Below are 22,917 nucleotides of genomic sequence, written 5' to 3'. Positions count from 1 at the left end.
ATGGCTGATCAACTCCGGTGGCGGGACGTCCTCCGCTGGACGGTGTACGCGGGCACCGCGCGCCCGCACTGGCCACGGCCGGCCGGGCTCCTGGTGCTGCGCGTCGCCGCGGTGCTCGGCATCGGATCGTGGGCCGGGTTCATCGCCGCGGTCACGGCGATCACCCAAGGCCGCGGCGCGCTCATCCCTTCCGTGCTCGGCATCGCCACCCTCGTGCCCGCCGTGATCGCGCTCTGGTCGCCGCTCTGGGCATGGCGCGCGCTGGTCGTCCTGATCCTCGCCACCCCTCCCGCCTACGAGAACTGGGCCCCGTCTTGGGGCTGGTCCTGGTCCCCCGGTCTCGCCTTGGCCGCCGTGCTGGTGCTCTACCTCGTCGGCGAGACGCACGACCAGCCGGTGCTCGCGTGCGTCGCGCTGCTCTCGGTCGGGGCGATGGCGCCGTACGTGCACGACTGGCGTGATCTCGTCCTGCTGGCCGCGCTGACGTCGGTGCCGCTCTTCTTCGGCAATCTCGTCCGCCAGCGCAGGCTCGCCGGGCAGCAGCGCGTCGCCGAGGAGACCAGGCTCGCGGTGCTGGAGGAACGCACCAGGATCGCCCGCGAGCTGCACGACATCGTCGCGCACCACATGTCCGTGCTCGCGCTGCGGACCGACTCCGCCCGCTACCGCTTCCCCGGCCTGACCGACGACCTGAAGACGGAGTTCGCCGCGCTGACGGACACCGCGCGCGAGGGCATGACCGAGCTTCGCCGCCTCCTCGGCGTGCTGCGCATGGACGCCGCACCCACCTCACCGCAGCCGGACCTCACGCGGGTGACCGAACTCGTCGACCGGGTGCGTGCGCTCGGCACCGACTGCGCACTCGACCGCCACGGCGATTTCGACGCGCTGCCCGCCGGTGTCGGGCTTTCGCTGTACCGGATCGTGCAGGAGGCGCTGAGCAACGCCGCCCGCCACGCCCCCGGCGCCGCGATCCGCGTGGAGCTGCGTGTCGAGGCCGATGCCGTGCACGCGACCGTGCGCAACGGCCCCGGCGAGCCAGCCGGTCCGATCGGCCCGCCGGGCCACGGCTTGCTGGGCATGCGCGAAAGGGTCGCCATGCTGTCCGGCAAGCTGGAGACCGGCGCGACACCGGACGGCGGTTTCCGGGTCGCCGTCACCATTCCGCTCGAGGGAGCCGTCTCGTGATTTCCGTCGTCGTCGCCGATGACCAGACCATGGTCAGGCAAAGCTTCCGCGCCGCGCTCGACGCGCAGCCGGACATCCACGTGGTCGGCGAGGCCGCGAACGGGCTCGCCGCGATCGCGCGCTGCGCGGAACTCGAACCGGACGTCGTGCTCATGGACGTGCGCATGCCCGAACTCGACGGCCTCGAAGCGACACGGCGCATTCTCGCCGACCGCGACGGCACGATCCGGGTCCTGATGCTGACGACCTTCGACATCGACGAGTACGTCTACGGCGCGTTGCGCGCGGGTGCCAGCGGCTTCCTCCTGAAGGACTCGCCACTCGACGACCTGGTCACGGCCGTCCGCGTGATCGCGGCGGGCAACGCGCTGTTCGCGCCGACGGTCACCCGCAGGCTGATCGCCGAATTCGCGGCGCGCACAACGGTCCGCTCCCCCGGCACCCGGCTCGCCGAACTCACGTCCCGAGAGACCGAAGTGCTCCGGCTCATCGCGAAAGGCTTGTCCAACACCGAGATCGCCGACGAGCTGGTGATCGCCGAGCAGACCGCGAAGAGTCACGTGAGCCGGGTGTTCACGAAACTCGGCGTCCGCGACCGCGCCCAGGCCGTCGTCGCCGCCTACGAAGAAGGCTTAGTCACCCCAGGTAAAAGCTCGTGAGTGTTTAGACCGGTTAGAACCGGCCGCAGCACTCACGACCCCCTACCCCGGTACTGGGTCCCGGGTAGGAAGACGGCACCCCGGCGTGACGACGCGCGGCTCGTTTTCGATCACTGTGGCGGGTATGAGGTCGCCGGTCGTTCTTCGCTCACCGATCACCGTGCTGGTCGTCGCGGCCGCCGCGTTCGGCGGGGTCGCGGTGCTCTGGTGGTTGCTCGGCCGTCCACTCGGGATCGACTCGGCGGTCTACCGCGCGGGCGGGCTGGCGGTACTGCGCGGCGAGCCGCTGTACGAGCACCTGTCGGCGCTTCCCGAGTGGGCGTCCGGGCTGCCGTTCACGTACACGCCGTTCGCCGCGATGCTGTTCACTCCGCTCGCGGCACTGCCGATCCAGCTGGGCTGGGCCGTATTCGCCGTGGCCGCCGCGCCCGCGGTGTTTGTGACCTTGCGGGCATTCACCATCCAAAAAGGACTTCCGCTGCTGGTGGCAGGCGCATTCTGTCTCCAGCCGGTCTGGCAGACCGTCGGGCTGGGACAGATCAACCTCATCCTGATGGCCATCGTGGTGGTCGATGTGCTCGTGCTGCGAGGATCCCGCTACAGCGGCTTCGGGATCGGGCTGGCCGCGGCGATCAAGCTGATCCCGTTGATCTTCGTCGTGCATCTGCTGGTGACCGGCCGCCGCGCGGACGCGGGGCGCGCGCTGGCGGCGTTCGCCGGTGCGACCTTGCTGGGATTGGCCGTGCTGCCTGGTGACAGCGTCCGCTTCTGGACATCGGCGATCTTCAACGACCACTTCGCCGCGATGAAAAGCTGGGTGGGAAACCAGTCCTGGCAAGGGTTTCTGGCCAGGACACTGCCCGGCGCCCAGTGGGCCATCGTGCTCGGCGTCGCGCTGGTCGGCGCGGCGACGTGGTTCGCCGTCCGGCGGCTGCACCGGGCGGGCGACGAGCATGGCGCGCTGCTGGTGAGCGCCGGCTGCGGGCTGGTGGTCAGCCCGATCTCGTGGACGCACCACTGGGTCTGGGTCGTGCCCGCGATCGGTTACCTGCTCACCCGCCGCCACACCTGGATGGCGCTGGCGACAGCGGTCCTGTTCACCGGCTGGGCCACCGCGATCGTGCCGGGCGGGGGTGGCCGCGAACAGGGCTGGAACCTCGCGCAGGCCTTGTTCGGCAACGCCTACCTGCTCGCCGCGCTGGGCGCGGGTGCCGTGCTGCTCGTCCGTCACAGGTCCGCGAGCAGGAGCCCGCTGCGCGGCTTGGGCGTGAAGTAGGTGGCCTTGCGCGGCATGCGCAGCCCTGCCGCGTGCGTGGCCAGCAGGTCGGCCAGCGGGACCGGGGCGAGCAGGAGCGTCGCGTCCACATCGGACAGCACGGTCCGGCCGCCCGGCAGGATCGGGACCAGCGCCGGGCCCTCCGGGTCGATGCCGAGCGCCTCGTGGATCAGCACCTGCTCGACCACCCGGTGGTCGATCGACGGCTTCCCCAGCGAGGGCAACCGCACCCGCAGCGCCGACGAACCCGCGAGCACGACCACCGAACCCAGTTCCACGGTCCGATCATCGGTCTCGCGGACGTCGAGCCCGGCGGCGCGCCAGCGGGAAGCCAGTTCCGCCAGCGAAAAGCCCGTGCCGGTGAGCGCGCGGTGAATTGGCCCGATCTCGAGGCGCGGTCCCCCGGTCACCAGCGCGAGCAGTGACCCGGCCGCGGCCGAGGCGGCGACGCGGTGATTGCCGTCGGCGACCAGCAGCGTGTGCCGCTGCGCCAGCGCGATCACCTCGTCCTGGTGGTCACCGCTGCCGAGCAACCACAGCCGATGCCGCCTGCCGACGGAGTCCACAGTGGACACAGCGGGCGTGTCCAGCGTGCTCAGGATCTCGCGGACCTTCTCGGTGAGCACCCAGCCTTCAGCCTCGGGCACGAGCAGCGCCGCACTGGTCGCGCAGCCCAGACCGGCCAGCATCGCCGCCCGCTCCTCGACGACGTCCGGGTAGACGTCCTCGGTGTGCCGGACGTGCGAGATCCCGTCGGCGCCGACGACAGCGGGATCGACCATGCAGAGGACGCCGAGCACCGATCCGTCCGCGCCGTCGATCTCGTACAGGCCGACGACCTCGGAGACCGGCTCGTAGTGGTACGAGCGCAAATAGGACAAAGCGGCCCGTGCGATCGGCAGCGCCTCGGTCAGGCCGAGCCCCGCCGCCAGCGCGGCGGGGGTCCGATGCGGGTGCTGCACGGCGAGCAGCGTGCCCTCGGCGCCGCCGGGCGCCGCCAGCGCCGCGGCGACGCGGGTGGGGTCGCCGAACTCGTCCACGTCCGGCCCCGGCACGCGGTCGCGCACCACCCAGCCGTTCCGGATCGGCCGCACCCAGCGAGTCATCCGCTCATCAAATCAGTTCGCCGCCGATCCGCACGTCATGGAATGCTTGCGTATGCGAAACAGTTGACTCGGAGAGTCGGCACTGGGGATTCCACGGAAGGACCACGCATGACCGAGACGGTGTCCAAGCGGTCCAAGGGGGCCAAGGGGGTCGGTCTCCGGTCGGAGCGCGGCCCGGTGCTCGCCGCGGTCATGCTCAGCACCGGGCTGGTGGCGCTCGACAGCACGATCATCGCGACCGCCGTGCCGTCGATCGTCCGCGATTTGGGTGGTTTCACCCAGTTTCCGTGGCTTTTTTCGATCTACCTGCTGACTCAAGCCGTCACCACCCCGCTCTACGGCAAGTTCGCCGACGTGCTCGGCCGCAAGCCGGTGATGTTCTTCGGGATTGCCGTATTCCTGCTGGGCTCAGTGCTGTGCGGGGCCGCGTGGAGCATGCCGGTGCTGATCGCCGCGCGCGCCATCCAGGGCATCGGCGCCGGCGCGATCCAGCCGATGAGCATGACCATGATCGGCGACCTCTACACCGTCGAGGAACGCGCCAGGGTGCAGGGTTACGTCGCCAGCGTCTGGGCGATCGCCTCGGTCGTCGGGCCGACGCTCGGCGGTGTGTTCTCCGAGTACCTCGACTGGCGCTGGATCTTCTTCGTCAACCTGCCGCTCGGCGCGATCGCCGCGTGGACGCTCGCGCGCAAGTTCCCGGAGCGCGTCGAGCGCCAGGCGCACCGCATCGACTACACGGGCGCCGCGCTGCTCACCATCGGCTGCTCACTGCTCATCCTCGGCCTGCTCGAAGGCGGCGTGACCTGGGGCTGGGCGTCACCGGCCAGCCTGGCGATCTTCGCGGTCGCGGTGGTGCTGCTGGCCGTGTTCGTCTTCGTCGAGCGCAAGGCGGCCGAGCCGATCCTGCCGCTCTGGGTGTTCCAGCACCGGGTGCTCAACAGCGGCAACCTGGTCGCGCTCATCGTCGGCGCGGTGATGATGGGACTCAGCTCCTACCTGCCGACCTACGCACAGGGCGTGCTCGGGTTCGGCGCGCTCGCCGCCGGGTTCGCGCTCGCCGCGCTGACGGTCGGCTGGCCGATCTCCGCGAGCCTGTCCGGCCGCGTCTACCTGCGGATCGGCTTCCGCGACACGGCGCTGATCGGCAGCGGGGTGATCATCGTGGGCTCCGTCGTCGCGGCGGTGCTCGGCGAGCACTCCTGGCTGGGGCTGGCCGCGGTCTCGGCGTTCATCCTCGGGATCGGGCTGGGCCTGCTGTCGAGCCCGACGGTCGTGGCCGTCCAGTCGACGGTCGGCTGGGACAAGCGGGGCGTGGTGACCGCGACGAACATGTTCTGCCGGTCACTGGGCAGCGCGGTCGGGGCGGCGATGTTCGGCGCCATCGCGAACGCGACACTGGCGAACGAGGAGTCGCTCTACCAGGCCACGCACAACGTGTTCACGGCGCTGGTGGCCGTCTCGGCGCTGGCGGTCGCGGCGATCCTGCTGATGCCGCGGCACACCGACCAGCTCAGGACGCGTGGAGCAGAGCCTCGGCCGGAATAACCGCACACGGGCAGCCACCCTCGACCGTCAGGCAGTCGATCGTGAACTCGTGCCGGACGGCGTCGAGGTCGGTGCAGTCCGGCTCCATGCATTCGACGTCGCCGTTCGGGTGCACGATCAGGGTGCCGTGGCAGTGGTCGAGTTCGGCGGCGCACAGCGCACACATCATCGGTTTCCACGCCTTCCACGAGGTTCGGCAGAGCAGCGGTCACCTCTTGGTACCACCGGGGACCGACAAATTCTGGCACCTCGGCGGCGTGTCGCCTCGCATACTCCCGTGAAGGCCGGTAGCGCAACCGGTGCTATGCGCTCTTGCTGGACCGGCGTGCCGGCGCCTTCTTCTCGGCGGCCGCGGCGGGCTTCTTCCTGGTGGTGGCGGGCTTGCGGGTCTTCTTGGCCTCGCTGACACTCGCCTGCAGCGCGGACATCAGGTCGACGACCTCGGCCTTCGCGCCCGGCTTGGCGGTCTTCTTCGTGGTGCCGCCCTGCGCCTTGGCCTCGATCATCGCCTCGAGGGCCTCGCGGTAGGTGTCGGTGTACTTGTCGGGCTCGAAGACCGGCTCGGACATCGAGTCGATCAGCGAACCGGCCATGGTCAGCTCCTGCGCTCGCACCTGCGGCGCCTCCTCGCGCAGGAAGCCGAAGTCCGGCGTGCGCACCTCGTCCGGCCAGAGGATGGTCGTCATGACGAGCACGTCCGACACCACGCGCAGGATGGCAAGCGATTCCCGCTGGCGGATGGCCACCTTGGCGACGGCGACATGCCCGGACTTGTGCAGCGCGTCGCGCAGCAGCACGTACGGCTTGGTCGCGGTCTTCTGCGGTTCGAGGTAGTAGGTCTTGTCGAACTGGATCGGGTCGATCGACTCCAGCGGCACGAACTCGAGCACGTCGATCAGCTTCGACGTGGACAGCGGCAGCTCGGCCAGGTCCTCGTCGGTGATCACGACCATCTCGCCGTCGTCGAGCTCGTAGCCCTTGGCGATCTCGGCGTACGGCACTTCTTCGCCGTCGATCGTGCAGACGCGCTTGTACTGGATGCGGCCGCCGTCGGCCTCGTGCACCTGGCGTAGCGAGACGTTCTTGTTCTCGGTCGCCGCGTAGAGCTGGATCGGGATCGTGACCAGTCCGAAAGAGACTGAACCCTTCCACATCGCCCGCATCGCCATCGACCTCCGGCATCGTTGTGAGGTGCCTGCATACCCACGGTACCCCGGGCGGTGAGCTGGGAAAACTCCACAACGATCAGGTTTGCGAACGCGTGTTCGAGTATTCGCGGTTACCATCGGGACCATGAAGGCCGGAGAGACACCCACCCGTGAACTCGTTCGCGATCCGATGGCGTTCACCGACCGCGTGACGGCGGACGCCCGTGACGGCTGGCCCGTCGAGGCTGGCCGCTATCGCCTGGTCATCAACCGCGCGTGTCCCTGGGCGCACCGGGTCAACATCGTGCGCAGGCTGATGGGCCTCGACGAGGCGATCTCGCTCGCGATCACCGACCCCATCCAGGAGGACATCGACGGCGACGCCCACTGGGTGTTCACCGAGAAGACCGGCAGCCCCGGTGACAAGGACCCGGTGCTGGGCATCCACGCGCTGCGCGAGGCCTATCTCGCGCGCAGGCCGGACTACACCGGCGGGGTGAGCGTGCCCGGGCTGGTCGACATCCCCACCGGGCACCTGGTCAGCAACGACTTCGCCCAGCTGACCATCGACTTCGGCATCGAATGGGCGGCGCTGGCCCGCCCCGGCTCCCCCGTGCTGTACCCGGAGCCGCTGCGCGACGAGATCGACGCCTTGAACGAGGTCGTCTACCGCGACGTGAACAACGGCGTCTACCGCTCGGGATTCGCGCCGCACCAGGAGAGTTACGACCGCGCGGTGACCGCGCTGTTCGCCAGGCTCGACGAGCTCGAGGAGCGGCTGACCGGCCAGCGTTACCTGGTCGGCGACACGATCACCGAGGCCGACATCCGGCTGTTCACCACCCTGGTCCGCTTCGACGCGGTGTACCACGGGCACTTCAAGTGCAACATCCGCAAGCTCATCGAGTACCCGGCGCTGTGGGCGTACGCGCGCGACCTCTTCCAGACGCCGGGTTTCGGCGACACCACGGACTTCGACCACATCCGCTGGCATTACTACTACGTGCACTCGGCGATCAACCCGACACGCGTGGTCGCCGCCGGGCCCGACCCGCGCGCCTGGCTCACCCCGCATCACCGGGAAACCTTGGGCGGCCGCCCCTTCGGCGACGGCACCCCGCCCGGCCCGCCGCTGGAGCCGGTCCCGGCGCTGGATTGAGCCCGGGATAAAGCGGGCTTTATCCCGGGTAGGGTCGGGGCGTGGACGAGAACACGTTCGTCATCCCCGAACAGTGGTGGCCGCACATCCACCAGCGGCGTGGCGGCAGGCTGCGCGAGGTCAAGCCGATCGACACCGAGGCCGAGAAGTTCTTCCAGGCGGAGCTCGAAAGGGTGCTGCCCAGCTGGCCGTCCTCTGTGGACGACCCGGCGCTGCTCGCCGAGGCGCGCGCGTACGCCGACGGCGAGGCGAACCCGTTCGGCGCGGCGCTCGGGGCATGCCTCGTGCTGCGGGCGTACTCCTACGACGAACGTGAGAAGCTGGACATCCTCGCCGACGCCTGGACGACCCGCCACGGGCTGGCCTTCGCCGCTCGCGCCGCCGTCGAGCTGGGACGCGTCGACCTCAAACCCAAGGATGTCGGCAGCGACAAGTGGGTGCTCGGGATCACCAAGCCGGATGAGGCCTTCTACCTCTGGCCCGGCCACGTCCTGACCCGCGCGCGCGAGCTGCTGGCCGCGGCATCCGATGACGAGTACGCCGAGGCCGTCGCGGCGATCGAGGATCAGCGGGCCGATCTGCTGACCCGCTCGATCGCCGCCTACCTGGCCCCAGATCGCGAGGACTGGGTCGACGAGCTGTGCGCGCTCGCCGTGAAGCGCGGCGGGCCGAAGACCGACTGGACCATGCTGCTGTGCTCGATCGGCACGGCCGAGCAGTTCGAGGCGCTCGCGGCCGTGGGGCGTGTGCGCGAATACGTCGACTATCTCAATGTGCTGTACACGGTCGCTGACGGCGTCGGCCCGGCCATCGCGCCGACGCTCGCGCGGCTGCTCGACCGCAAGCCCAACAACAAGACCATGCTCGACATGCTCGCCCGGTTCCCGACAGACGAGGCGTTCGACCTCCTCCTCGCGCGCTCGGGCACGAAGCGCGCCCCCGCCGCCATCGAGGCGGCCACCGCCCGCTTTCCCGAGCGCGCCGCCGCACGCCGGTCGTGAGTGGTATGGCCGGTTCTAACCGGTCACGCCACTCACGACCGAGGCGGGGGTGACGCCGGCGAGGCGGTGCATTTCGCGGGTCAGGTGGGGTTGGTCGGCGTAGCCCGCGACGGCCGCGACCTCGGCGGCCGGGCCGCCGGACTCGAGCAGGCGCAACGCACGCCGCAGGCGGAGGACGCCTTCGAGGGTCTTCGGGCCGTAACCGACCGCGGCCGTGACGCGGCGGCGGAGTTGTCGCGGTGAGACGCCGAAGCGGTCCGCCAAAGTCGCGACGGGCAAAGCTTCCGGCGAGTTCAACGCACGGGCGGCGGCCGAGGCGATCGGATCGAGTTCACCCGAGTCCGGCAGTCTGTCCACAAAGGCCTGTTCGAGCACACGCGCCGGGTCGGGCGCGTCCGCCAGCCGGGTGCACAGGGAGCGGGCCGCCGGGCCGCCCCACAGATCGGCGAGGGACAGCTCTTGGTCGCGGGCCTCGTCGAGCGGCACCCCGCCGAAGAGCAGCGAACCCGCGCCCGGCCGGAAGCGGATGCCCGCGATGGACGAACCCGGGGTCAGCGAGACCGTCCGCCAGGCCGTGTCCGGGCCAGCGACCTGCAATGATCCGTCCCACCAGAGCAGGTCGACGCAGCCGTCGGGCACCACGCGCTGGTCGAGCGGCCCCAGAGCGCGCTGGGCCCACAGGCACTCGACGTGCCTGGTCAGTGCTCTCGCCGGGGCGCGCTCCGCATAGCTCATCGCTCTTCGAGTTTAGCCTCGTAGCGAGAGAGCGCCGGGAGCGTCAGCCGGATCACGAGCACGCCGAGCACCGTCGCGAGGCCGCCGGTCAGCGCGCTCACCGAGGCCGTGGTGAAGGCCGCGACCGCTCCGGCGCGGACGTTGCCGATCTCGGGGCCGCCCGCGCCGATCACGAAGTCGACCGCGGTGACCCGGCCGCGCAGGTGATCGGGCGTTTCGAGCTGGACGGCCGTCGCGCGGAAGATCACGCTGATCGTGTCGGCGGCGCCCGCGGTCGCCAGCAGGAGCACGCCGAGCCACAGCGTGTCCGCCAGCGCGAAACCCGCGATGCCCGCGCCCCAGACGGCGACCGTCCACAGCATCGCGCGGCCCTGCTTGCGGATGCGGTGCGCGGGGCCGGAAAACGCCGAGCCGATGAAACCGCCGATCGCGAGCGATGCCATCAGCACGCCGAGTGTCTGGGGCGCGCCGCCGAACTTCTCCGCGTTGATCGCCGGGAACAGCGCGATCGGCATGCCCAGGGTGGTCGCGCTGAGGTCGGCGAGGAACGCGCCCGCCAGCACGGGCGTCCGCCGGATGAAACGCAGGCCTTCCACCACCGCGGCGACTCCTGGCCGGGCGACACCTTCGCGGGGCGGCATCGGGTCGAGCCCGGTGAGGCCGTAGAACGCGCCGAGGAAACTCACGAAGTCGACGACGTAACACAGCTGCGGGCCGCCGATGCCGATCAGGATCCCCGCCAGCGCCGGACCGGCGGACATGCTGGCGTGAAAGGAAAGTTGCTCCAGCGCCACCCCCGCCGACACGCGCTCCGGCGGCAGCAGTCGCGAGAGAAAGGTGCGGCGCGCCGGTGCGCCGGCGGCGATCAGCACCGACTGGACGCCTGCCAGCAGGTAGAGCAGCCAGAGCTGCCGGAAGTCGAAAAACGCCTGTACCGCGAACAAAGCGGCCACGATGGCGAATCCGGTGGTCGTGATCAGCACCAGCTTGCGGCGGTCGACGGCGTCCGCGACCGAGCCGCCGAACAGGCCGAGCGAGACCATCGAGATGGCCAGGATCAGGCCGAGCCCGGCGACGGCCACCGACGAGTGCGTGAGGTCGTAGACCTGCGCGATCACCGCCAGGTTGGTCATCTGGCTGCCGATGGACGACAACGCGGAACCCGCCCACAGCCTGCGGAAAGCCGGGAATTCCCGCAGCGGCCTGGCGTCGAAGAGCAGGCTCACCGCGCGGCGGACGCGTCGTGGATGCGCTGCAGCATCGGGCGCCGTTCGACCGCGGCCAGCACCTCGTCGAGTAGCTCGGTCAGCGGAAACGACAGCTCGGCTTCGAGCTGCGCGGCGGCGGCCGACGTCGCCGCCCACTCGGCGTCGAGCACGGGCAGCAGCTCACGGGCCTTCTCGGTGAGGTGCACGATCCGCTGCCGCGCGTCCTCGCCCGCCGTGAACGTGATCAGCCCGTCCTTGGCCATCTGCGCCACCGTCTGGCTGGCCGCGGAATGCGTCACCCCGACGGCTTTCGCCAGGTCGCGAATGGACAGTGGGCCCTGCTGGACCAGCGCGCGCACCACCGGGACGTAGCGCGGGCGCATCCAGCCGAGCCCGAGCTCGTCGTAGAACTTGGCGACGTCGCCGTCGAGGATCTCGAGGACGTGGCGAAGCCGGGTCCCCAGCCCAGAGGTGGTCACGCGCAAACCATAACAGCACTGTTGCATCTGCGGTGTAGCGACGCTGACTTTTAAGCCAGGATTGAAATCGCTGTCCGGTCACCGAAGATCACGTACCGTGCCCGTTGTGGGGATGCGTATCGCGGTCATCGGAGGTGGCCCAGGGGGTTTGTACTTCGCGATCTTGGCGAAGCGGCAGGACCCCGGCAGGCAGGTGACGGTGTGGGAACGGCATACCGCGGAGGATCGCTTCGGTTTCGGGCTGGTGTTCTCGGACGAGACCCTCGATCGCATCGCCGACGCGGGCACCCCGGTCGCGGCGTCGATGGCCCGCGAATTCGTGCGCTGGTCCGATATCGAGATCCACTACCACAATCGGACGCAGACCGCGGGCGGGCACCGGTTCGCCGGGCTCGGGCGGATGACCCTGCTGCGGATCCTGCGTGACCAGTGCGCCGAACTCGGTGTCGAGCTCAAGCACGGCACGGACGCGCCACCCGTCGAAGAACTCGCCCGGTCGCACGATCTCGTGGTCGCGGCCGACGGCGCGAATTCGGCCGTGCGCGGCGGTTACGCGAAGTTCTTCCGCCCGAGGCTGGAGGTCAGCCGCTGCCGCTACATGTGGCTGGAGACCGACCGCGTGCTCGACGCGTTCACCTTCGCGTTCATCCAGACCGAGCATGGACCGGTTCACCTGCACGCCTACCCGTACAGCGGCGAGCGCAGCACGGTCATCGTCGAGACCGACGAACACGTCTGGCGTGAACTCGGTTTCGACCGCCTCGCCGCCGAGGCTCGCGCGCCGGGCGAGTCGGACGAACGCAGTGTCGCGGTGTGCGAGGAGCTGTTCCGCGATTTCCTCGGCGGGCACCGGCTGCTGCCGAACAACTCGCAGTGGCTGCGGTTTTCGACCGTGCGGACGGCCACCTGGCGTCATCGCAACATCGTGCTGCTCGGCGACGCGGCGCACACCGTGCACTTCTCCATCGGCTCGGGCACCAAGCTGGCCATGGACGACGCGTTCGGCCTGGCGGCAGCGCTGGACGGGACCGCCGAGGTGGAAACCGCGCTGGAGGCCTACGAAGCGGCTCGGCGGCCGGTCGTCGAGTCCTTCCAGCGCGCCGCGCAGTCGAGCCTGGAATGGTTCGAGTCCGTGCGGTGGCGCTCCGGGCAGCCGCCGGAGCAGTTCGGGTTCACGCTGCTGACCCGCAGCGGGCGGCTGAGCCGGACGAAGCTCCGCGCGCGTGATCCCGGCTATGTCGCCGGGGTGGAGTCCTGGTTCGACCGGTGCTCCGGCGGTACCGGCGAGTCGCCGCTGGAGCCTATCGAGCAGCCGTTTTCCTTGTGTGGCCGCCGATTGCCGAACCGGTTGGTGGCGGACCTGGCCCAGACCGGTGAGCCGCACGAGGAAGCCGGGCTGTACCTCACCGAGCCGCTCAGCCTCAGCGACGATGACCAGGCCACGCGCTGGGCTCAGCGACTCACCTCGTTGCGGCAACGCGACGACGCGCTCTACGGCGCCAGGCTGGCCGGATCGTGGGAGTACCCGGCACTGCGGCGTGCCAACGAAGCGGGCTTCGATCTGGTGGAAATCCCGGTGCCACAGCGGAATGTGCTCGACACCGTCGCCGCGGCGCGCGCGGAATGGCCGGACGACAAGCCGTTCGTGGTGCGGCTGGAGCGCCACGGCAAGTCGGCCGAGGAATCCGTCGCGCTCGCGCACGCGCTGGCCAAGCAGGGTGTCGACGCGGTCAACGTCAGCGGCGCGACCTCGCTCGGCGAGCGGATCCGCCTCGAGACCGGCATGCCCGCTCTCGTCTCCGGCGCGGCGTCCTGGGAGGAAGCCAACGCGCTCCTGCTCAGCGGCCGCGCCGACCTGGTGAGCTTCGGCTCACGCTGAAACCCGAGTAAAAAGATGAAGGGAAACATCGTGGAAACCGCAGAAAAGACGCCGCTGTCGGTGGTGAACGAGTTCTTCGACGCCTTGCTGCGCAACGACATCGCAGCCGTCCGGGCGACGCTCGCCGATGACGTCGTCTGGCACCAGCCCGGCGACCACCCGCTGGCGGGCTCGTTCCGGGGAGCCGACGTGGCGCTGGCCGCGATGGCCGAGTTCCCCGGCCGCAGTGGCGGTACCTTCCATGTCGACCACTTCGACCGGATGGCCACCAACGAGATGGTGGCGGTCACCTTCCACCTGACCGCCCAGCGCGAGGGCCGCGAGCCGCTCGACCTGCACGGCGTCGACCTGATCAGGGTCGTCGACGGCCTGATCGCCGAGGCGTGGGTGTTCTCGAACGACGTCGAAGCCGAAAACGCCTTCTGGCGCTGAGAAAGGGGACTCCCCAGGTGAGCAAGTCAGCCGCAGAAACCGGCCCGGAGCCGATCCTCGATCTGGCGTTCGGGTTCTGGGCGTCCCAGGCGCTGCTGAGCGCCGTCGAGCTCGGCGTGTTCCGCGCGCTGTCCGGCGGCCCGCTCGGCCTCGGCGAACTCCAGGAGGCCACCGGCATCCAGCGCGGCGCCCGCGACCTGTTCGACGTGCTCGTCGCGTCGGACATGCTGGCACGCGACGAGGACGGTCGCTACTCGCTGACCGAGCTGACTTCGCTCTACCTGGACGAGACCAAGCCGGACACCTACCTCGGCGGCCTGCTGGTGATGGCGAACCGGCGGCTGTACCCGTTCTGGGGCCACCTGGCCGACGCGCTGCGCACCGGCAAGCCGCAGAACGAGACCCGGCACGGCGGTGACTTCTTCCCCACGCTGTACGCCGATCCCGAGCGGCTGCGCGGGTTCCTCCGGTCGATGACCGGGCGGAGCATGGGCGCGATCCGGGCGCTCGTGGACGCGTTCCCGTGGAAGGACTACCGCAGTGTCGCGGACATCGGCTGCGCGCAGGGAACCCTGCTCGCCCACCTGGTGAAGCGGCATCCGCATCTGACCGCGACGGGCTTCGACCTGCCCGCGGTGCGGGCGCCGTTCGAGGAGCACGCCAGGGAACTCGGCGTGCCACTCACCTTCACCGGCGGCGATTTCCTGGCGGAGCCGTTGCCGCGCACCGAGGTGCTGATCTTCGGGCACATCCTGCACGACTGGGATCTGGACCGGAAGCGCGAGCTGATCGCGAAGGCGTACGACGCGCTGCCGTCCGGTGGGGCGATCATCGTCTACGAGGCGCTGATCGACGACGAACGCCGGACTCATGCTTACGGCATGTTGATGAGCCTGAACATGGCGGTCGAGACAGAGGGTGGTTTCGACTTCACGGGCGCCGACTGTTCCGGCTGGCTGCGTGACGCCGGTTTCGTCGACACGTACGTGCAGACGCTGACCGGGCACGAAGGCATGGTCGTCGGCTTCAAGCGGTGACGGCCTCCTAGCGACATAAGGGTGGCCCTTGTAACCCTCAGCGTGACAAGGGCCGCCCTTGTGTCGCCAACCCGCCCCCCAAATCGGACCAATAGTGCCTTTCGGGCGCCACGGCGCGGCTAAAGCGGGGCGTTCGGAGGTGCGGACGTTGCAAAAGGGGCGCTCACAACGCACAACGTTGTGAACGTGGCGTTCACAAGGCCGAGGGCCGACTCAGTAGGTGAGGGCGAGGGCGTTGACGGCCAGGGTGAGCTGGGTCAGGGCGCCTGCCACGGCTGTCGCGGCGGTCGGGGCGAGGTCGCGGGAGGCCAGGTCCGTGAGGCGCCGGTGCAGGTCGAGCAGCTCGGTCTCGTCGGGCGTCAGCGGGGTGCCCAGAAGGTCCACAGTGGACTCGACGTCGGTCATGGTCATCGGGTGGCTCCCAGCGGCGCGGTGCGGGTGTCGACGAAACGGCGGGCTTTGAGTTCGAAGCGAGGCAAGGTGTCCGGCTCGGCCTGTTCGACGCGGAACTTCAGGCCCTCGTGGGCTTCCGAAAGCCGTCTGCCCAGGTCCGCCGGCACGCCAGTGGGCGACTCGACGCGCACGACGACCTCGTCGCGGATGCCCGTGCGCTCGAACCGCACCTGGAACTCGGTGATGTCCGGGAACTGGCGGACGATCTGCTCGACCGCGCGCGGGTAGACGTTGGTGCCGCGGATGAGTTTCATGTCGTCGGCGCGGCCGAGGATGCCGCCGCGGTAGACGTCGAAGCCCCGGCCGCATCCGCACACGTCGTGGGGCACGCGCTCGACGAGGTCCGCCGTGCGGTAGCGCAGCAGCGGGATGCCCGCCCTGCCGAACGAGGTGACGACGCGTTCGCCGACGACGCCGTACGGGACCGGCTCCAAGGTCAGCGGGTCGAGCACCTCCTCGATGACCTGGTCTTCGATGATGTGCATGCCGCCGGGGTGGTGCGCGCATTCGAAAGTCGTGATGGTGCCGACCTCGGTCATGCCCGCGGTGTCGTGCACGGCGGCGCCCCACGCCCGCTCGATGAGCGCGCGGGTTTCCGGGATCGAACCCGCGGGCTCGCCGGAGAGGATCAGGCGCCGTACCGGCGAAGCGGGCAGGTCGATGCCGAGCGCGACGGCCTCTTCGGCCAGGCGCAGCGCGTAGGTCGGGGTGGACGCGACGACGGTCGCGCCGAAGTCGAGGATCTGCCGCAGCCGGGAACCGGTGGTCTGCGCGCCGCCGGGCACCACGAGCGCGCCGATGCGCTGGGCCGCGTCGTGCAGTCCCCAAAACCCGATGAAGGAGCCATAACCGAAGGCGATGTAGGCCGTGTCGTGCGCGCGGACGCCGGCGCCCCAGAGCCCGTACGCCCACATTTCGGCCACCCAGGCCCAATCCTGGCGGGTGTCGAGCGCGCGCAGCGGGGTGCTGCCCGATGTCCCCGAGGTGGTGTGCACCCGGATCGCCGCTTCCGGCGTGGTCACCGGCAGGTCGCCGAACGGCGGGTTCACCTCCTGCCCGTGCATCCACTCGGCCCTGGTGAGCAACGGGATCCGGCGCAGGTCGCCGAGACCGCGCAGCTGGTCCGGCTCGAAGCCCGCTTGCGCGAAGGCGCGGCGATAATGCGCGCTCGACATCGCGTGGCGGCAGAGTACGCGCAGCTTGGCCAGCCGCAGCGAATCGAGTTCCGCGCGGGAGAGGGTTTCCGTTTTCGGATTCCAATAGGGTGAGCCGAGCATACTTGCGAATGTAGCAGCGCGCGGTGCGCCGCCCGCTGTGATTCACGACCGTTTCAACCATGCTTGAAATCGCGCAAAGCCGGTTGCCCATAGAGAAGTTCGTCGCTAGCTTCAGGCGAATGGGGCGTGCGGTGAGAAACCTGTTGCAGATCGGCAGCATTCGCTTTACCGCGTATTATTGGGTGACATTCCTGTTGGGTCTCGGCGTCGTCGGGAAGCTTTCGGTGAGAGCCGCTGTACTGGCTTTTCCGTTTTGGGCGTTGTATTGCCTGTGCACGGAACTGGTCAACCGCATCGCCGACCGCCGCGAGGACGAGGTGAACCGGCCGGAGCGCACGGCGCTGTGCCTGGCACTGGGCTGGCGCCGGGTCGGCGTGCTCGCGATCGTGTTGTGGTCGGCGCTGATACTGGCCGACATCGCCTGGCTGATCAGCGAACCGGGAACTCCCCTGCTGTTCATGCTGGTGTACGCCGCCGTGATCAGCCTGTCCTATTCGTGGGGCCTCCGGCTGAAGCAGCGCCCGATTCTGGGGCAGCTCACGCTGACCATGCCGCTGGTGATGCCCTACCTCACCGGGATCGCGCTCGCGGGCGACTGGCGGCTGATGGCCGCGCCGGGCCTGCCGGGCGCGGCGATACTCATGGTGCTGGCGCTCGGTTTGGTCGGTATCAAGGACATCACCGACGTCGAGGGTGACCGGCTGATCGGTTACCGCAGCCTGTGGGTTCGCCTCGCGGAAGCGAACCGGCGGTGGATGGGCTGGTCCGCGACGGCTCCGCTGCTCCCCCTGACCGTATTGGCCGCCGTGGGCTGGATGCCGCTGCGCACGCTCACGTTGTGGCTGCTGGTCCCGTTGTCCTGGGCGACGATCGCGGTGGCCGCCCGCGCGGTGGGCACTTCGGTGACCTACGCCGCGCGCGAGGTCATGCACTGCCATCTGGCGCTGTGCCTGGCCGCCGCGCTGGCGATCACCGTGTTCACCCCGCTGGCACTGGTGTGTGCCGCGCTCGGGCTCCTGTTCTGGCTGGCCGCTTCGCGGTTCGCGCACTGGGGCCCGTCCTTGAGCCGGAACGACGTCGCCGAGTGGCTCCGGCTGCTCGGCGACCTGCGGAAATCGAAGACACAGGAGGCGTGATGGAGCTCGAATCGACACGGGGACAGGTGCGCGGGATCGCGCTGGAGATCCTGGAGCTCGACGACGCGGAATTGCCGGCCGACGCCGACTTCTACGAGGTCGGCGGTGATTCGCTGGCGTTGCTGGAACTGATCACCAAGGTGGAGAAGCATTTCGGCGTCCGCTTCGAGGACGACGTCGCCAACAGCCTGCGGTCGGTCGAGGACATCGTGCGGGAACTCCATGCCGCTGCGTGAACCACGGCCGTCGGACGTCGTGGTCACCGGCTGCGGCGTGGTCTCCCCCGTCGGCGTCGGCACCGCCGCGTTCGGCGCGGCGATCACCTCGGGCGTCGTCGGCACCCGCGTGGTCCAGCGGTTCCCGACCGGCGGCTACGGCACGCATCGCGCAGGCGAGGTGCTCGATCTCGTGCTGGACGAGGACCTGCCGCGCTCGGTGGGCTATGTGCTGACCGCGGCCGACGAGGCACTCGGCCAAGCGCGGCTCGACCCGTCCGCCGCCCGGGTCGGGCTGGCGCTCGGCACGGTCATGGGCACCCGCCCGCATCTGGAGGAACTCATCCGGCGCGGCGGTGACCTCGACGGCGACAGCGACTGGGCGGCGCCGCACACGCTGACCACCGTTCCGGCGAAACGGCTGGGCCTGAGCGGGCCGAGGACCGTGCTCTGCACCGGATGCTCCGCCGGGAACGACGCGCTCGCGTCGGCGGCCGGAGCCATCCGGTCGGGGGCGGCGGACGCGATGCTCGCGGGCGGCGCCGACGAGCTGTCCGAGACCGTCTTCGCCATGTTCACCAGCCTGCGCGCGCTCGCCTCCGACGCGGTGCGGCCGTTCGACCGTAACCGCGCCGGTCTCATGCCCGCCGAAGGGGCGGGCTTGCTGGTGCTGGAAAGCCGTGCGTCAGCAACGAAACGCGGCGTGCCGGTGCTCGCCGAGGTGCTCGCGGGAGCGTCGGCGTCGGACGCGCATCACATGACCGCCCCGCACCCGGACGGCGACGGGCTCCGGCACTGCGCGACCACGGTGCTCAAGCGCTCGGGGACGCGCGCGGCCGACGTCGGCTACGTCAGCGCGCACGGCACCGGCACCCCGGCCAACGACGTGCTGGAAGCCAAAGTGCTGGCCGGCGTGTTCCGCGGGCCGCGGCGACCGGCCGTCTCCTCGATCAAGGGCATGCTCGGCCACGCGCAGGGCGCGGCCAGCGCGATCGAGTCGGTGGCCTGCATCCTCGCGCTCACCACCGGCGTGCTGCCGGGCAGCCCGACATTGGCCGAACCGGACCCGGCCTGCGCCGACATCGATCTCATCGAAGGCGTCAAACGGGAAGCCGAGATCAAGTACGCGCTGAACGTGGCGCACGGTTTCGGCGGAACGGTGTCCGCTGTTCTTTTCGGGGCGGGCGCATGAACCGGGACGTGGCGATTTCGGGGCTGGGCGCGGTGACCGCCGCGGGAACGACCCCTGACGAGCTGTTCGACGCCTTACTGGCGCGGAAATCCTTCTTCACCGACGACTTCGCGGGACTGGCCGCCTACGCGGTCCCGCCGCCGGTCGCCGAAGTGCTCGGCACCAAGGGAGTGCGCACGCTGCCGCGTGACGTGCGGATGTTCCTGTGCGCGGCGCTGCCGGCGGCAGACGGGCTCGACTCCGTCGCCCGTGACAGGATCGGGGTCGTCTGCGCGACCTTGGACGCGGGGCTCGGCGAGTACGCGAGCGTCTTCCGCGCCACCCGCGAGGAAGGCCGCGTCGGGGCGAACCCGGCGCTCGCGCCCTACACCGGGTTCAACGCGGTCACCGCGGCCACCACGATCCGGCTCGGCGCGCGCGGCCCCGGCCTCACGCTCTCGTCCGGCCCGGCCGCCGGGCTCGAAGCGCTAATCGCCGGAGCTGGAATGGTCGCCGACGGCACGGCCGACGCGGTGATCGCGGGCGGCGTCGACGTGCTCACCGAGATGCACCCCAAGACCAGCGGGCCCACGACGCCGGGCGAGGCGGCGGCCGCACTCACGCTGACCCCGGCCGATCAGGGCAGCGAGTTCGTCATCGCCGCGACCGCGGCCACGACCGCGGTCCCCGGGGACATCACGGGTTTACGTGACGCCGCAAGGGAAGCGATCACGCGGACCGGCGCCTCGGCGGGCGCGGTCCTCGCGAACGCGACCGGTGATCCGGCCGTCGACACGGCTCTGGCGAGCGCGATCCGTGACACGCTCGGCGCCTCGGTGCCGGTCGCCGCGGTCGCGGGCACCACCGGGAACGCCCGTGGCGCGGACGGCGCGCTGCTCGCGCTGACGGCCGTGCTCGCGCTGGAACGCGACGTCGTTCCCCCGGTCGCGACCCTCACCGATCCGACCTTGGCCGGACTGCCCAGGCCACTCGGCGAGCCCGCCGTGCTGTGCCTGGCGGCCGAGCCGGACGGGCGGGTCTTCACCGTGCTGCTGCGCGGAGCGGCCCGATGAACGCCGTGACCTGGTTCCTCGACCGGCACATCGCCGAAGGCCGGGGCGCCGCGCCCTGCCTGCATTTCGAAGGACGTGAAGTCAGCTACGGCGAGCTGCTGGAGCTTTCCCAGCGGGCCGCCGGTTTGTTGCGCGGTGCCGGGGTCGGCGCCGGGGACCGCGTGCTCATCGCGCTGGACGACAGCCCGGTGACGGTCGCGTGCGTCTTCGGCGCGATGCGGCTGGGCGCGATCGCGGTCCCGGTGAACCCGAAACTCGATCCGGCCGAACTGGGCAACCTGGCCGAACGGTCCGGCGTGCGCGCGATGTTCCTCGCGAACGAGCTGGCCGTGCCTCCCGGCACCGCGATGTGGCTGAGGGACGCCTTGGACGAGGCGCTGAACGCCGCCGAGCCGGTGCTCGAACCGGCCGAGGTCGACCCGGACGCCCCGGCGCTGATCCAGTTCACCTCGGGCAGCACCGGAACGCCGAAAGGCGTGGTGCATCGGCATTCCGGCCTGCTCGCGCTGCCGCGTACCACCGGCGCGCGGTTCGGGCTCACACCGGCCGACCGGTGTTTCTCCACGCCCAAACTGTCGTTCGGCTACGGCTTCGGCAATTCGGTGCTGCTGCCGTTCGCCGCGGGCGCGAGCAGCGTGCTGCTGGAACGGCCAGCCGACCCGTACGCGGTCGCGCACGCGCTGCGCACCGCCGCGCCGACGCTGTTCTTCTCGGTGCCCGCGTTGTACGCGGCCTTGCTCAGCACCCCGGACCGGCTTGATTTCAGCGGGGTCCGGCGCTGCGTCGTCGGCGGCGAGGGCCTGCACTCCCGGCTCGTCGAGCGCTGGCGCGAGGTCACCGGGCATGAGCTGGTCAACGCGCTCGGGTCGACCGAATGCCTGCACATCGTGCTCGCGTCCCAGCCTGGGCGTGCGGACCTGGGCGATCCCGTGCCGGGCGTCGAGGTGAAGGTCGTCGCCGCGAACGGGACCGAGCTGCCCGACGGCGAGGCGGGCGAGGCCTGCGTGCGCGGCCCGCTCACCGCGTCGCACTACTGGGACGCGCCTGCCGAGACCGCCGACGTCTTCCGCGACGGCTGGGTGCGCACCGGCGATGTGCTGTGCCGGGACCAAGACGCGTGGCACTACATCGGGCGCACCGACGACATCGTCAACGTCGGCGGTTTCAAGGTCGTCCCGTCGCAGGTGGAAGCCCGGCTGCTGGAACACGAAGCGGTCGGCTCCTGCGCGGTGGTCGGCACCTCGGCGGGCGAGTTCGAACTGTCCACTGTGGTCGCTTACGTCGTCCCGGCCGGTGAGCACGCCGATCTCGAACGGGCGCTGCGCAGGCACGCTCGTACGCGGCTGGCCCCGCCGGAACGGCCCGCCCGCTACCTGTTCACCGACCGGCTGCCGACCACGGTCACCGGAAAAGTCTCCCGGTTCCGCCTGCGCGAACTCGCGAACGTTCACACTGTGGAAGGAAAACGATGAACAACCCGACCCAGACCGCCGAAGACCCGGCGGTCTACTTCGACCCGCTGAGCGAGGCGTTCCGCGCGGACCCGTTCGAACTCTACCGGCGCCTGCTGGAGGAGGCGCCGGTGCACCGCGGCGCGATGGGCGCCTGGTTCGTCACGCGCTACGCGGACGTCGCGACCCTGCTGCGCGACGGCAGGCTCGGCAAGGAGTTCACCCAGTCGTCGTTCTTCGACGAGCTGGAGGCGGTAACCCTGCAGCCGCGGTTCCTCGAGCGCGCGCCCGAGGACCCCGACAAGCCGTTCCTGTTGTGCGACCCGCCGTTCCACACCCGCCAGCGCGCGCTGCTCACCCAGGCGTTCAGCCCGGCGGTGGCGCGGGGCATGCAAGCCGACATCGAGCGCATCGTCGGCGAACTGCTGGACGAGGCCGAGCGCAAGCCCGACTTCGACGTCGTCGCCGACCTCGGCGACCCGCTGCCGCTCAAGCTGCTGGCCAGCCTGTTCGGCGTTCCGGCCGAGGAATACGACGAGTACGCCGCGCTGGCGACGACCCCGGCCGGGGCGCTCGACGTGCTGCAGGACCAGTCCCCGGAGGCGGTCGCGCAGCGGCGCGCCGAGCTCGAGGCGTTGCAGCGGTACTTCCTGAAGCTGATCGAGCGGCGGCGCGCGGAGCCCGGCGACGATCTGGTCACCCGGCTGCTGAACGCCGCGGTCGAGGGCGACAAGCTGACCGACGGCGAGGTCGTCTGCGCCTGCATCGTGCTGATCGTCGCGGCGTACGGCGCGACGAAGTGCTTCGCGGCCAACGCTTTCCTGATGTTCGCGCGGTATCCGGATCAGTACGACCGGCTGCGTGAGCACCCGGAGCTGGCGGAATCCGCGGTCGACGAGGTGTCCCGCTTCGAGCCGCCGGTGCACGCCGTCGGCCGGGAGGCGACCGCGCGGATCGAACTCGACGGTCATGTGATCGAGCCGGGTGACACGGTCATGCCGTTGATCGCCGCGGCCAACCGTGATCCGGAGAAGTTCGAGAACCCCGACGTGTTCGACATCGGCCGGGCCAATCACAAGGCGCAGATGGGTTTCGGCGTCGGGATCCACTACTGCCCCGGCACCGTGCTGTCGAAGCCCGCGGGCGCGGCCTTGTTCCGTGAGCTGGCCAAGCGGTACCGGCGCATCCGCCTCGCGGACGCGCCGGTGGAGTACAAGCCGGGCTTCGGCCTGCGCGGGCCCGAGCAGTTGCACGTCGTCTTCGACGCCTGAGAATCCGGGATAAAG

At 70.2% G+C, this 22,917-nt stretch carries 23 protein-coding genes; 15 read left to right on the top strand and 8 right to left on the bottom strand.

Annotation, left to right across the window (positions count from 1 at the left end; all coding sequences use genetic code 11):
• The 3 genes from BLV57_RS04340 to BLV57_RS04330 all read left to right on the top strand — a co-directional run bounded on the left by BLV57_RS04340 (position 1) and on the right by BLV57_RS04330 (position 3,123).
• On the top strand, positions 1–1,188 hold the full coding sequence (locus BLV57_RS04340; protein WP_091286816.1) for a sensor histidine kinase: 1,188 nt from the start codon (positions 1–3) through the stop codon (positions 1,186–1,188).
• Positions 1,185–1,847 (top strand): response regulator, encoded by a 663-nt coding sequence (locus tag BLV57_RS04335; RefSeq protein ID WP_091286815.1) that lies wholly within the window; start codon positions 1,185–1,187, stop codon positions 1,845–1,847. The genes BLV57_RS04340 and BLV57_RS04335 overlap by 4 nt, the downstream gene beginning before the upstream one ends.
• A gap of 124 nt (positions 1,848–1,971) precedes the next feature.
• Positions 1,972–3,123, top strand: a complete 1,152-nt coding sequence (locus BLV57_RS04330; RefSeq protein ID WP_143046978.1) for a glycosyltransferase 87 family protein — start codon at positions 1,972–1,974, stop codon at positions 3,121–3,123.
• Here the strand turns inward: BLV57_RS04330 and BLV57_RS04325 are convergent.
• The gene (locus BLV57_RS04325; protein ID WP_091286810.1) at positions 3,075–4,229 is read right to left on the bottom strand and encodes a DUF1015 family protein; all 1,155 of its coding nucleotides are present in this window, start codon (positions 4,227–4,229) and stop codon (positions 3,075–3,077) included. The genes BLV57_RS04330 and BLV57_RS04325 overlap by 49 nt on opposite strands.
• A 108-nt stretch (positions 4,230–4,337) precedes the next feature.
• On the opposite strand from BLV57_RS04325, the gene BLV57_RS04320 reads away from it, so the two are divergent.
• Complete coding sequence (locus BLV57_RS04320; protein ID WP_091286807.1) at positions 4,338–5,777, top strand: MDR family MFS transporter; 1,440 nt, start codon at positions 4,338–4,340, stop codon at positions 5,775–5,777.
• Here the strand turns inward: BLV57_RS04320 and BLV57_RS04315 are convergent.
• Both BLV57_RS04315 and ku read right to left on the bottom strand, forming a co-directional pair.
• Positions 5,743–5,946, bottom strand: a complete 204-nt coding sequence (locus tag BLV57_RS04315; protein WP_091286804.1) for a hypothetical protein — start codon at positions 5,944–5,946, stop codon at positions 5,743–5,745. The two genes, BLV57_RS04320 and BLV57_RS04315, sit on opposite strands and share 35 nt — an antisense overlap.
• A 133-nt stretch (positions 5,947–6,079) precedes the next feature.
• On the bottom strand, positions 6,080–6,940 hold the full coding sequence (gene ku, locus BLV57_RS04310) for a non-homologous end joining protein Ku (protein WP_091287874.1): 861 nt from the start codon (positions 6,938–6,940) through the stop codon (positions 6,080–6,082).
• Between the two features lie 130 nt (positions 6,941–7,070).
• On the opposite strand from ku, the gene BLV57_RS04305 reads away from it, so the two are divergent.
• Positions 7,071–8,084, top strand: a complete 1,014-nt coding sequence (locus BLV57_RS04305; RefSeq protein WP_091286801.1) for a glutathione S-transferase family protein — start codon at positions 7,071–7,073, stop codon at positions 8,082–8,084.
• 41 nt (positions 8,085–8,125) lie between these two features.
• Positions 8,126–9,085 (top strand): hypothetical protein, encoded by a 960-nt coding sequence (locus BLV57_RS04300; protein ID WP_091286798.1) that lies wholly within the window; start codon positions 8,126–8,128, stop codon positions 9,083–9,085.
• Positions 9,086–9,100: 15 nt separating this feature from the next.
• Here the strand turns inward: BLV57_RS04300 and BLV57_RS04295 are convergent, their stop codons facing one another.
• Genes BLV57_RS04295 through BLV57_RS04285 form a run of 3 tightly spaced genes read right to left on the bottom strand, consistent with a single transcriptional unit; the run spans position 9,101 to position 11,534 of the window.
• Positions 9,101–9,820, bottom strand: coding sequence for a helix-turn-helix domain-containing protein (locus tag BLV57_RS04295; RefSeq protein ID WP_091286795.1), 720 nt, complete (start codon positions 9,818–9,820; stop codon positions 9,101–9,103).
• Positions 9,817–11,046: an MFS transporter gene (locus BLV57_RS04290; RefSeq protein ID WP_091286793.1), complete on the bottom strand. Its 1,230-nt coding sequence runs from the start codon at positions 11,044–11,046 to the stop codon at positions 9,817–9,819. The genes BLV57_RS04295 and BLV57_RS04290 overlap by 4 nt, the downstream gene beginning before the upstream one ends.
• Entirely contained in the window at positions 11,043–11,534 is a 492-nt protein-coding gene (locus BLV57_RS04285; RefSeq protein WP_091286791.1) for a MarR family transcriptional regulator, read from the bottom strand. The genes BLV57_RS04290 and BLV57_RS04285 overlap by 4 nt, the downstream gene beginning before the upstream one ends.
• An 85-nt stretch (positions 11,535–11,619) precedes the next feature.
• On the opposite strand from BLV57_RS04285, the gene BLV57_RS04280 reads away from it, so the two are divergent.
• Genes BLV57_RS04280 through BLV57_RS04270 form a run of 3 tightly spaced genes read left to right on the top strand, consistent with a single transcriptional unit; the run spans position 11,620 to position 14,855 of the window.
• The gene (locus BLV57_RS04280; protein ID WP_091286789.1) at positions 11,620–13,386 is read left to right on the top strand and encodes an FAD-dependent monooxygenase; all 1,767 of its coding nucleotides are present in this window, start codon (positions 11,620–11,622) and stop codon (positions 13,384–13,386) included.
• A gap of 30 nt (positions 13,387–13,416) precedes the next feature.
• On the top strand, positions 13,417–13,818 hold the full coding sequence (locus BLV57_RS04275) for a nuclear transport factor 2 family protein (protein ID WP_176968489.1): 402 nt from the start codon (positions 13,417–13,419) through the stop codon (positions 13,816–13,818).
• A 17-nt stretch (positions 13,819–13,835) separates the two neighbouring features.
• The gene (locus BLV57_RS04270; protein WP_091286784.1) at positions 13,836–14,855 is read left to right on the top strand and encodes a methyltransferase; all 1,020 of its coding nucleotides are present in this window, start codon (positions 13,836–13,838) and stop codon (positions 14,853–14,855) included.
• Between the two features lie 213 nt (positions 14,856–15,068).
• Here the strand turns inward: BLV57_RS04270 and BLV57_RS04265 are convergent, their stop codons facing one another.
• Complete coding sequence (locus BLV57_RS04265; protein WP_091286783.1) at positions 15,069–15,266, bottom strand: hypothetical protein; 198 nt, start codon at positions 15,264–15,266, stop codon at positions 15,069–15,071.
• On the bottom strand, positions 15,263–16,585 hold the full coding sequence (locus tag BLV57_RS04260) for a phenylacetate--CoA ligase family protein (RefSeq protein ID WP_091286780.1): 1,323 nt from the start codon (positions 16,583–16,585) through the stop codon (positions 15,263–15,265). Before BLV57_RS04260 ends, BLV57_RS04265 begins: the two co-directional genes overlap by 4 nt.
• 59 nt (positions 16,586–16,644) lie before the next feature.
• Between BLV57_RS04260 and BLV57_RS04255 the strand changes: the two genes are divergently transcribed.
• The 6 genes from BLV57_RS04255 to BLV57_RS04230 are packed head-to-tail and all read left to right on the top strand — an operon-like array spanning position 16,645 to position 22,902.
• Positions 16,645–17,721, top strand: coding sequence for a UbiA family prenyltransferase (locus tag BLV57_RS04255; protein WP_091286778.1), 1,077 nt, complete (start codon positions 16,645–16,647; stop codon positions 17,719–17,721).
• A complete protein-coding gene (locus BLV57_RS04250) occupies positions 17,721–17,957 on the top strand; it encodes an acyl carrier protein (RefSeq protein WP_091286776.1) in 237 nt (78 codons plus the stop codon). Before BLV57_RS04255 ends, BLV57_RS04250 begins: the two co-directional genes overlap by 1 nt.
• The gene (locus tag BLV57_RS04245) at positions 17,944–19,128 is read left to right on the top strand and encodes a beta-ketoacyl-[acyl-carrier-protein] synthase family protein (protein ID WP_091286774.1); all 1,185 of its coding nucleotides are present in this window, start codon (positions 17,944–17,946) and stop codon (positions 19,126–19,128) included. Before BLV57_RS04250 ends, BLV57_RS04245 begins: the two co-directional genes overlap by 14 nt.
• A complete protein-coding gene (locus tag BLV57_RS04240) occupies positions 19,125–20,180 on the top strand; it encodes a beta-ketoacyl synthase N-terminal-like domain-containing protein (protein ID WP_091286772.1) in 1,056 nt (351 codons plus the stop codon). The genes BLV57_RS04245 and BLV57_RS04240 overlap by 4 nt, the downstream gene beginning before the upstream one ends.
• Positions 20,177–21,652: an AMP-binding protein gene (locus tag BLV57_RS04235; protein ID WP_091286770.1), complete on the top strand. Its 1,476-nt coding sequence runs from the start codon at positions 20,177–20,179 to the stop codon at positions 21,650–21,652. The genes BLV57_RS04240 and BLV57_RS04235 overlap by 4 nt, the downstream gene beginning before the upstream one ends.
• Entirely contained in the window at positions 21,649–22,902 is a 1,254-nt protein-coding gene (locus BLV57_RS04230) for a cytochrome P450 (protein ID WP_091286768.1), read from the top strand. Before BLV57_RS04235 ends, BLV57_RS04230 begins: the two co-directional genes overlap by 4 nt.
• Positions 22,903–22,917: the final 15 nt, after the last annotated feature.

The organism is Amycolatopsis xylanica (genome assembly GCF_900107045.1).
GTDB classification, from domain to species: domain Bacteria; phylum Actinomycetota; class Actinomycetes; order Mycobacteriales; family Pseudonocardiaceae; genus Amycolatopsis; species Amycolatopsis xylanica.
This window is presented reverse-complemented; position numbering and strand designations above follow the sequence as displayed.

Coding starts and splice junctions, on each gene's coding strand:
- BLV57_RS04340 (WP_091286816.1), top strand. CDS start 1: ATGGCTGATCAACTCCGGTGGCGGGACGTCCTCCGCTGGACGGTGTAC.
- BLV57_RS04330 (WP_143046978.1), top strand. CDS start 1,972: ATGAGGTCGCCGGTCGTTCTTCGCTCACCGATCACCGTGCTGGTCGTC.
- BLV57_RS04325 (WP_091286810.1), bottom strand. CDS start 4,229: ATGACTCGCTGGGTGCGGCCGATCCGGAACGGCTGGGTGGTGCGCGAC.
- BLV57_RS04320 (WP_091286807.1), top strand. CDS start 4,338: ATGACCGAGACGGTGTCCAAGCGGTCCAAGGGGGCCAAGGGGGTCGGT.
- BLV57_RS04315 (WP_091286804.1), bottom strand. CDS start 5,946: ATGATGTGTGCGCTGTGCGCCGCCGAACTCGACCACTGCCACGGCACC.
- ku (WP_091287874.1), bottom strand. CDS start 6,940: ATGCGGGCGATGTGGAAGGGTTCAGTCTCTTTCGGACTGGTCACGATC.
- BLV57_RS04305 (WP_091286801.1), top strand. CDS start 7,071: ATGAAGGCCGGAGAGACACCCACCCGTGAACTCGTTCGCGATCCGATG.
- BLV57_RS04295 (WP_091286795.1), bottom strand. CDS start 9,820: ATGAGCTATGCGGAGCGCGCCCCGGCGAGAGCACTGACCAGGCACGTC.
- BLV57_RS04285 (WP_091286791.1), bottom strand. CDS start 11,534: ATGCAACAGTGCTGTTATGGTTTGCGCGTGACCACCTCTGGGCTGGGG.
- BLV57_RS04280 (WP_091286789.1), top strand. CDS start 11,620: ATGCGTATCGCGGTCATCGGAGGTGGCCCAGGGGGTTTGTACTTCGCG.
- BLV57_RS04265 (WP_091286783.1), bottom strand. CDS start 15,266: ATGACCATGACCGACGTCGAGTCCACTGTGGACCTTCTGGGCACCCCG.
- BLV57_RS04260 (WP_091286780.1), bottom strand. CDS start 16,585: ATGCTCGGCTCACCCTATTGGAATCCGAAAACGGAAACCCTCTCCCGC.
- BLV57_RS04255 (WP_091286778.1), top strand. CDS start 16,645: ATGCTTGAAATCGCGCAAAGCCGGTTGCCCATAGAGAAGTTCGTCGCT.
- BLV57_RS04250 (WP_091286776.1), top strand. CDS start 17,721: ATGGAGCTCGAATCGACACGGGGACAGGTGCGCGGGATCGCGCTGGAG.
- BLV57_RS04245 (WP_091286774.1), top strand. CDS start 17,944: ATGCCGCTGCGTGAACCACGGCCGTCGGACGTCGTGGTCACCGGCTGC.
- BLV57_RS04240 (WP_091286772.1), top strand. CDS start 19,125: ATGAACCGGGACGTGGCGATTTCGGGGCTGGGCGCGGTGACCGCCGCG.
- BLV57_RS04235 (WP_091286770.1), top strand. CDS start 20,177: ATGAACGCCGTGACCTGGTTCCTCGACCGGCACATCGCCGAAGGCCGG.
- BLV57_RS04230 (WP_091286768.1), top strand. CDS start 21,649: ATGAACAACCCGACCCAGACCGCCGAAGACCCGGCGGTCTACTTCGAC.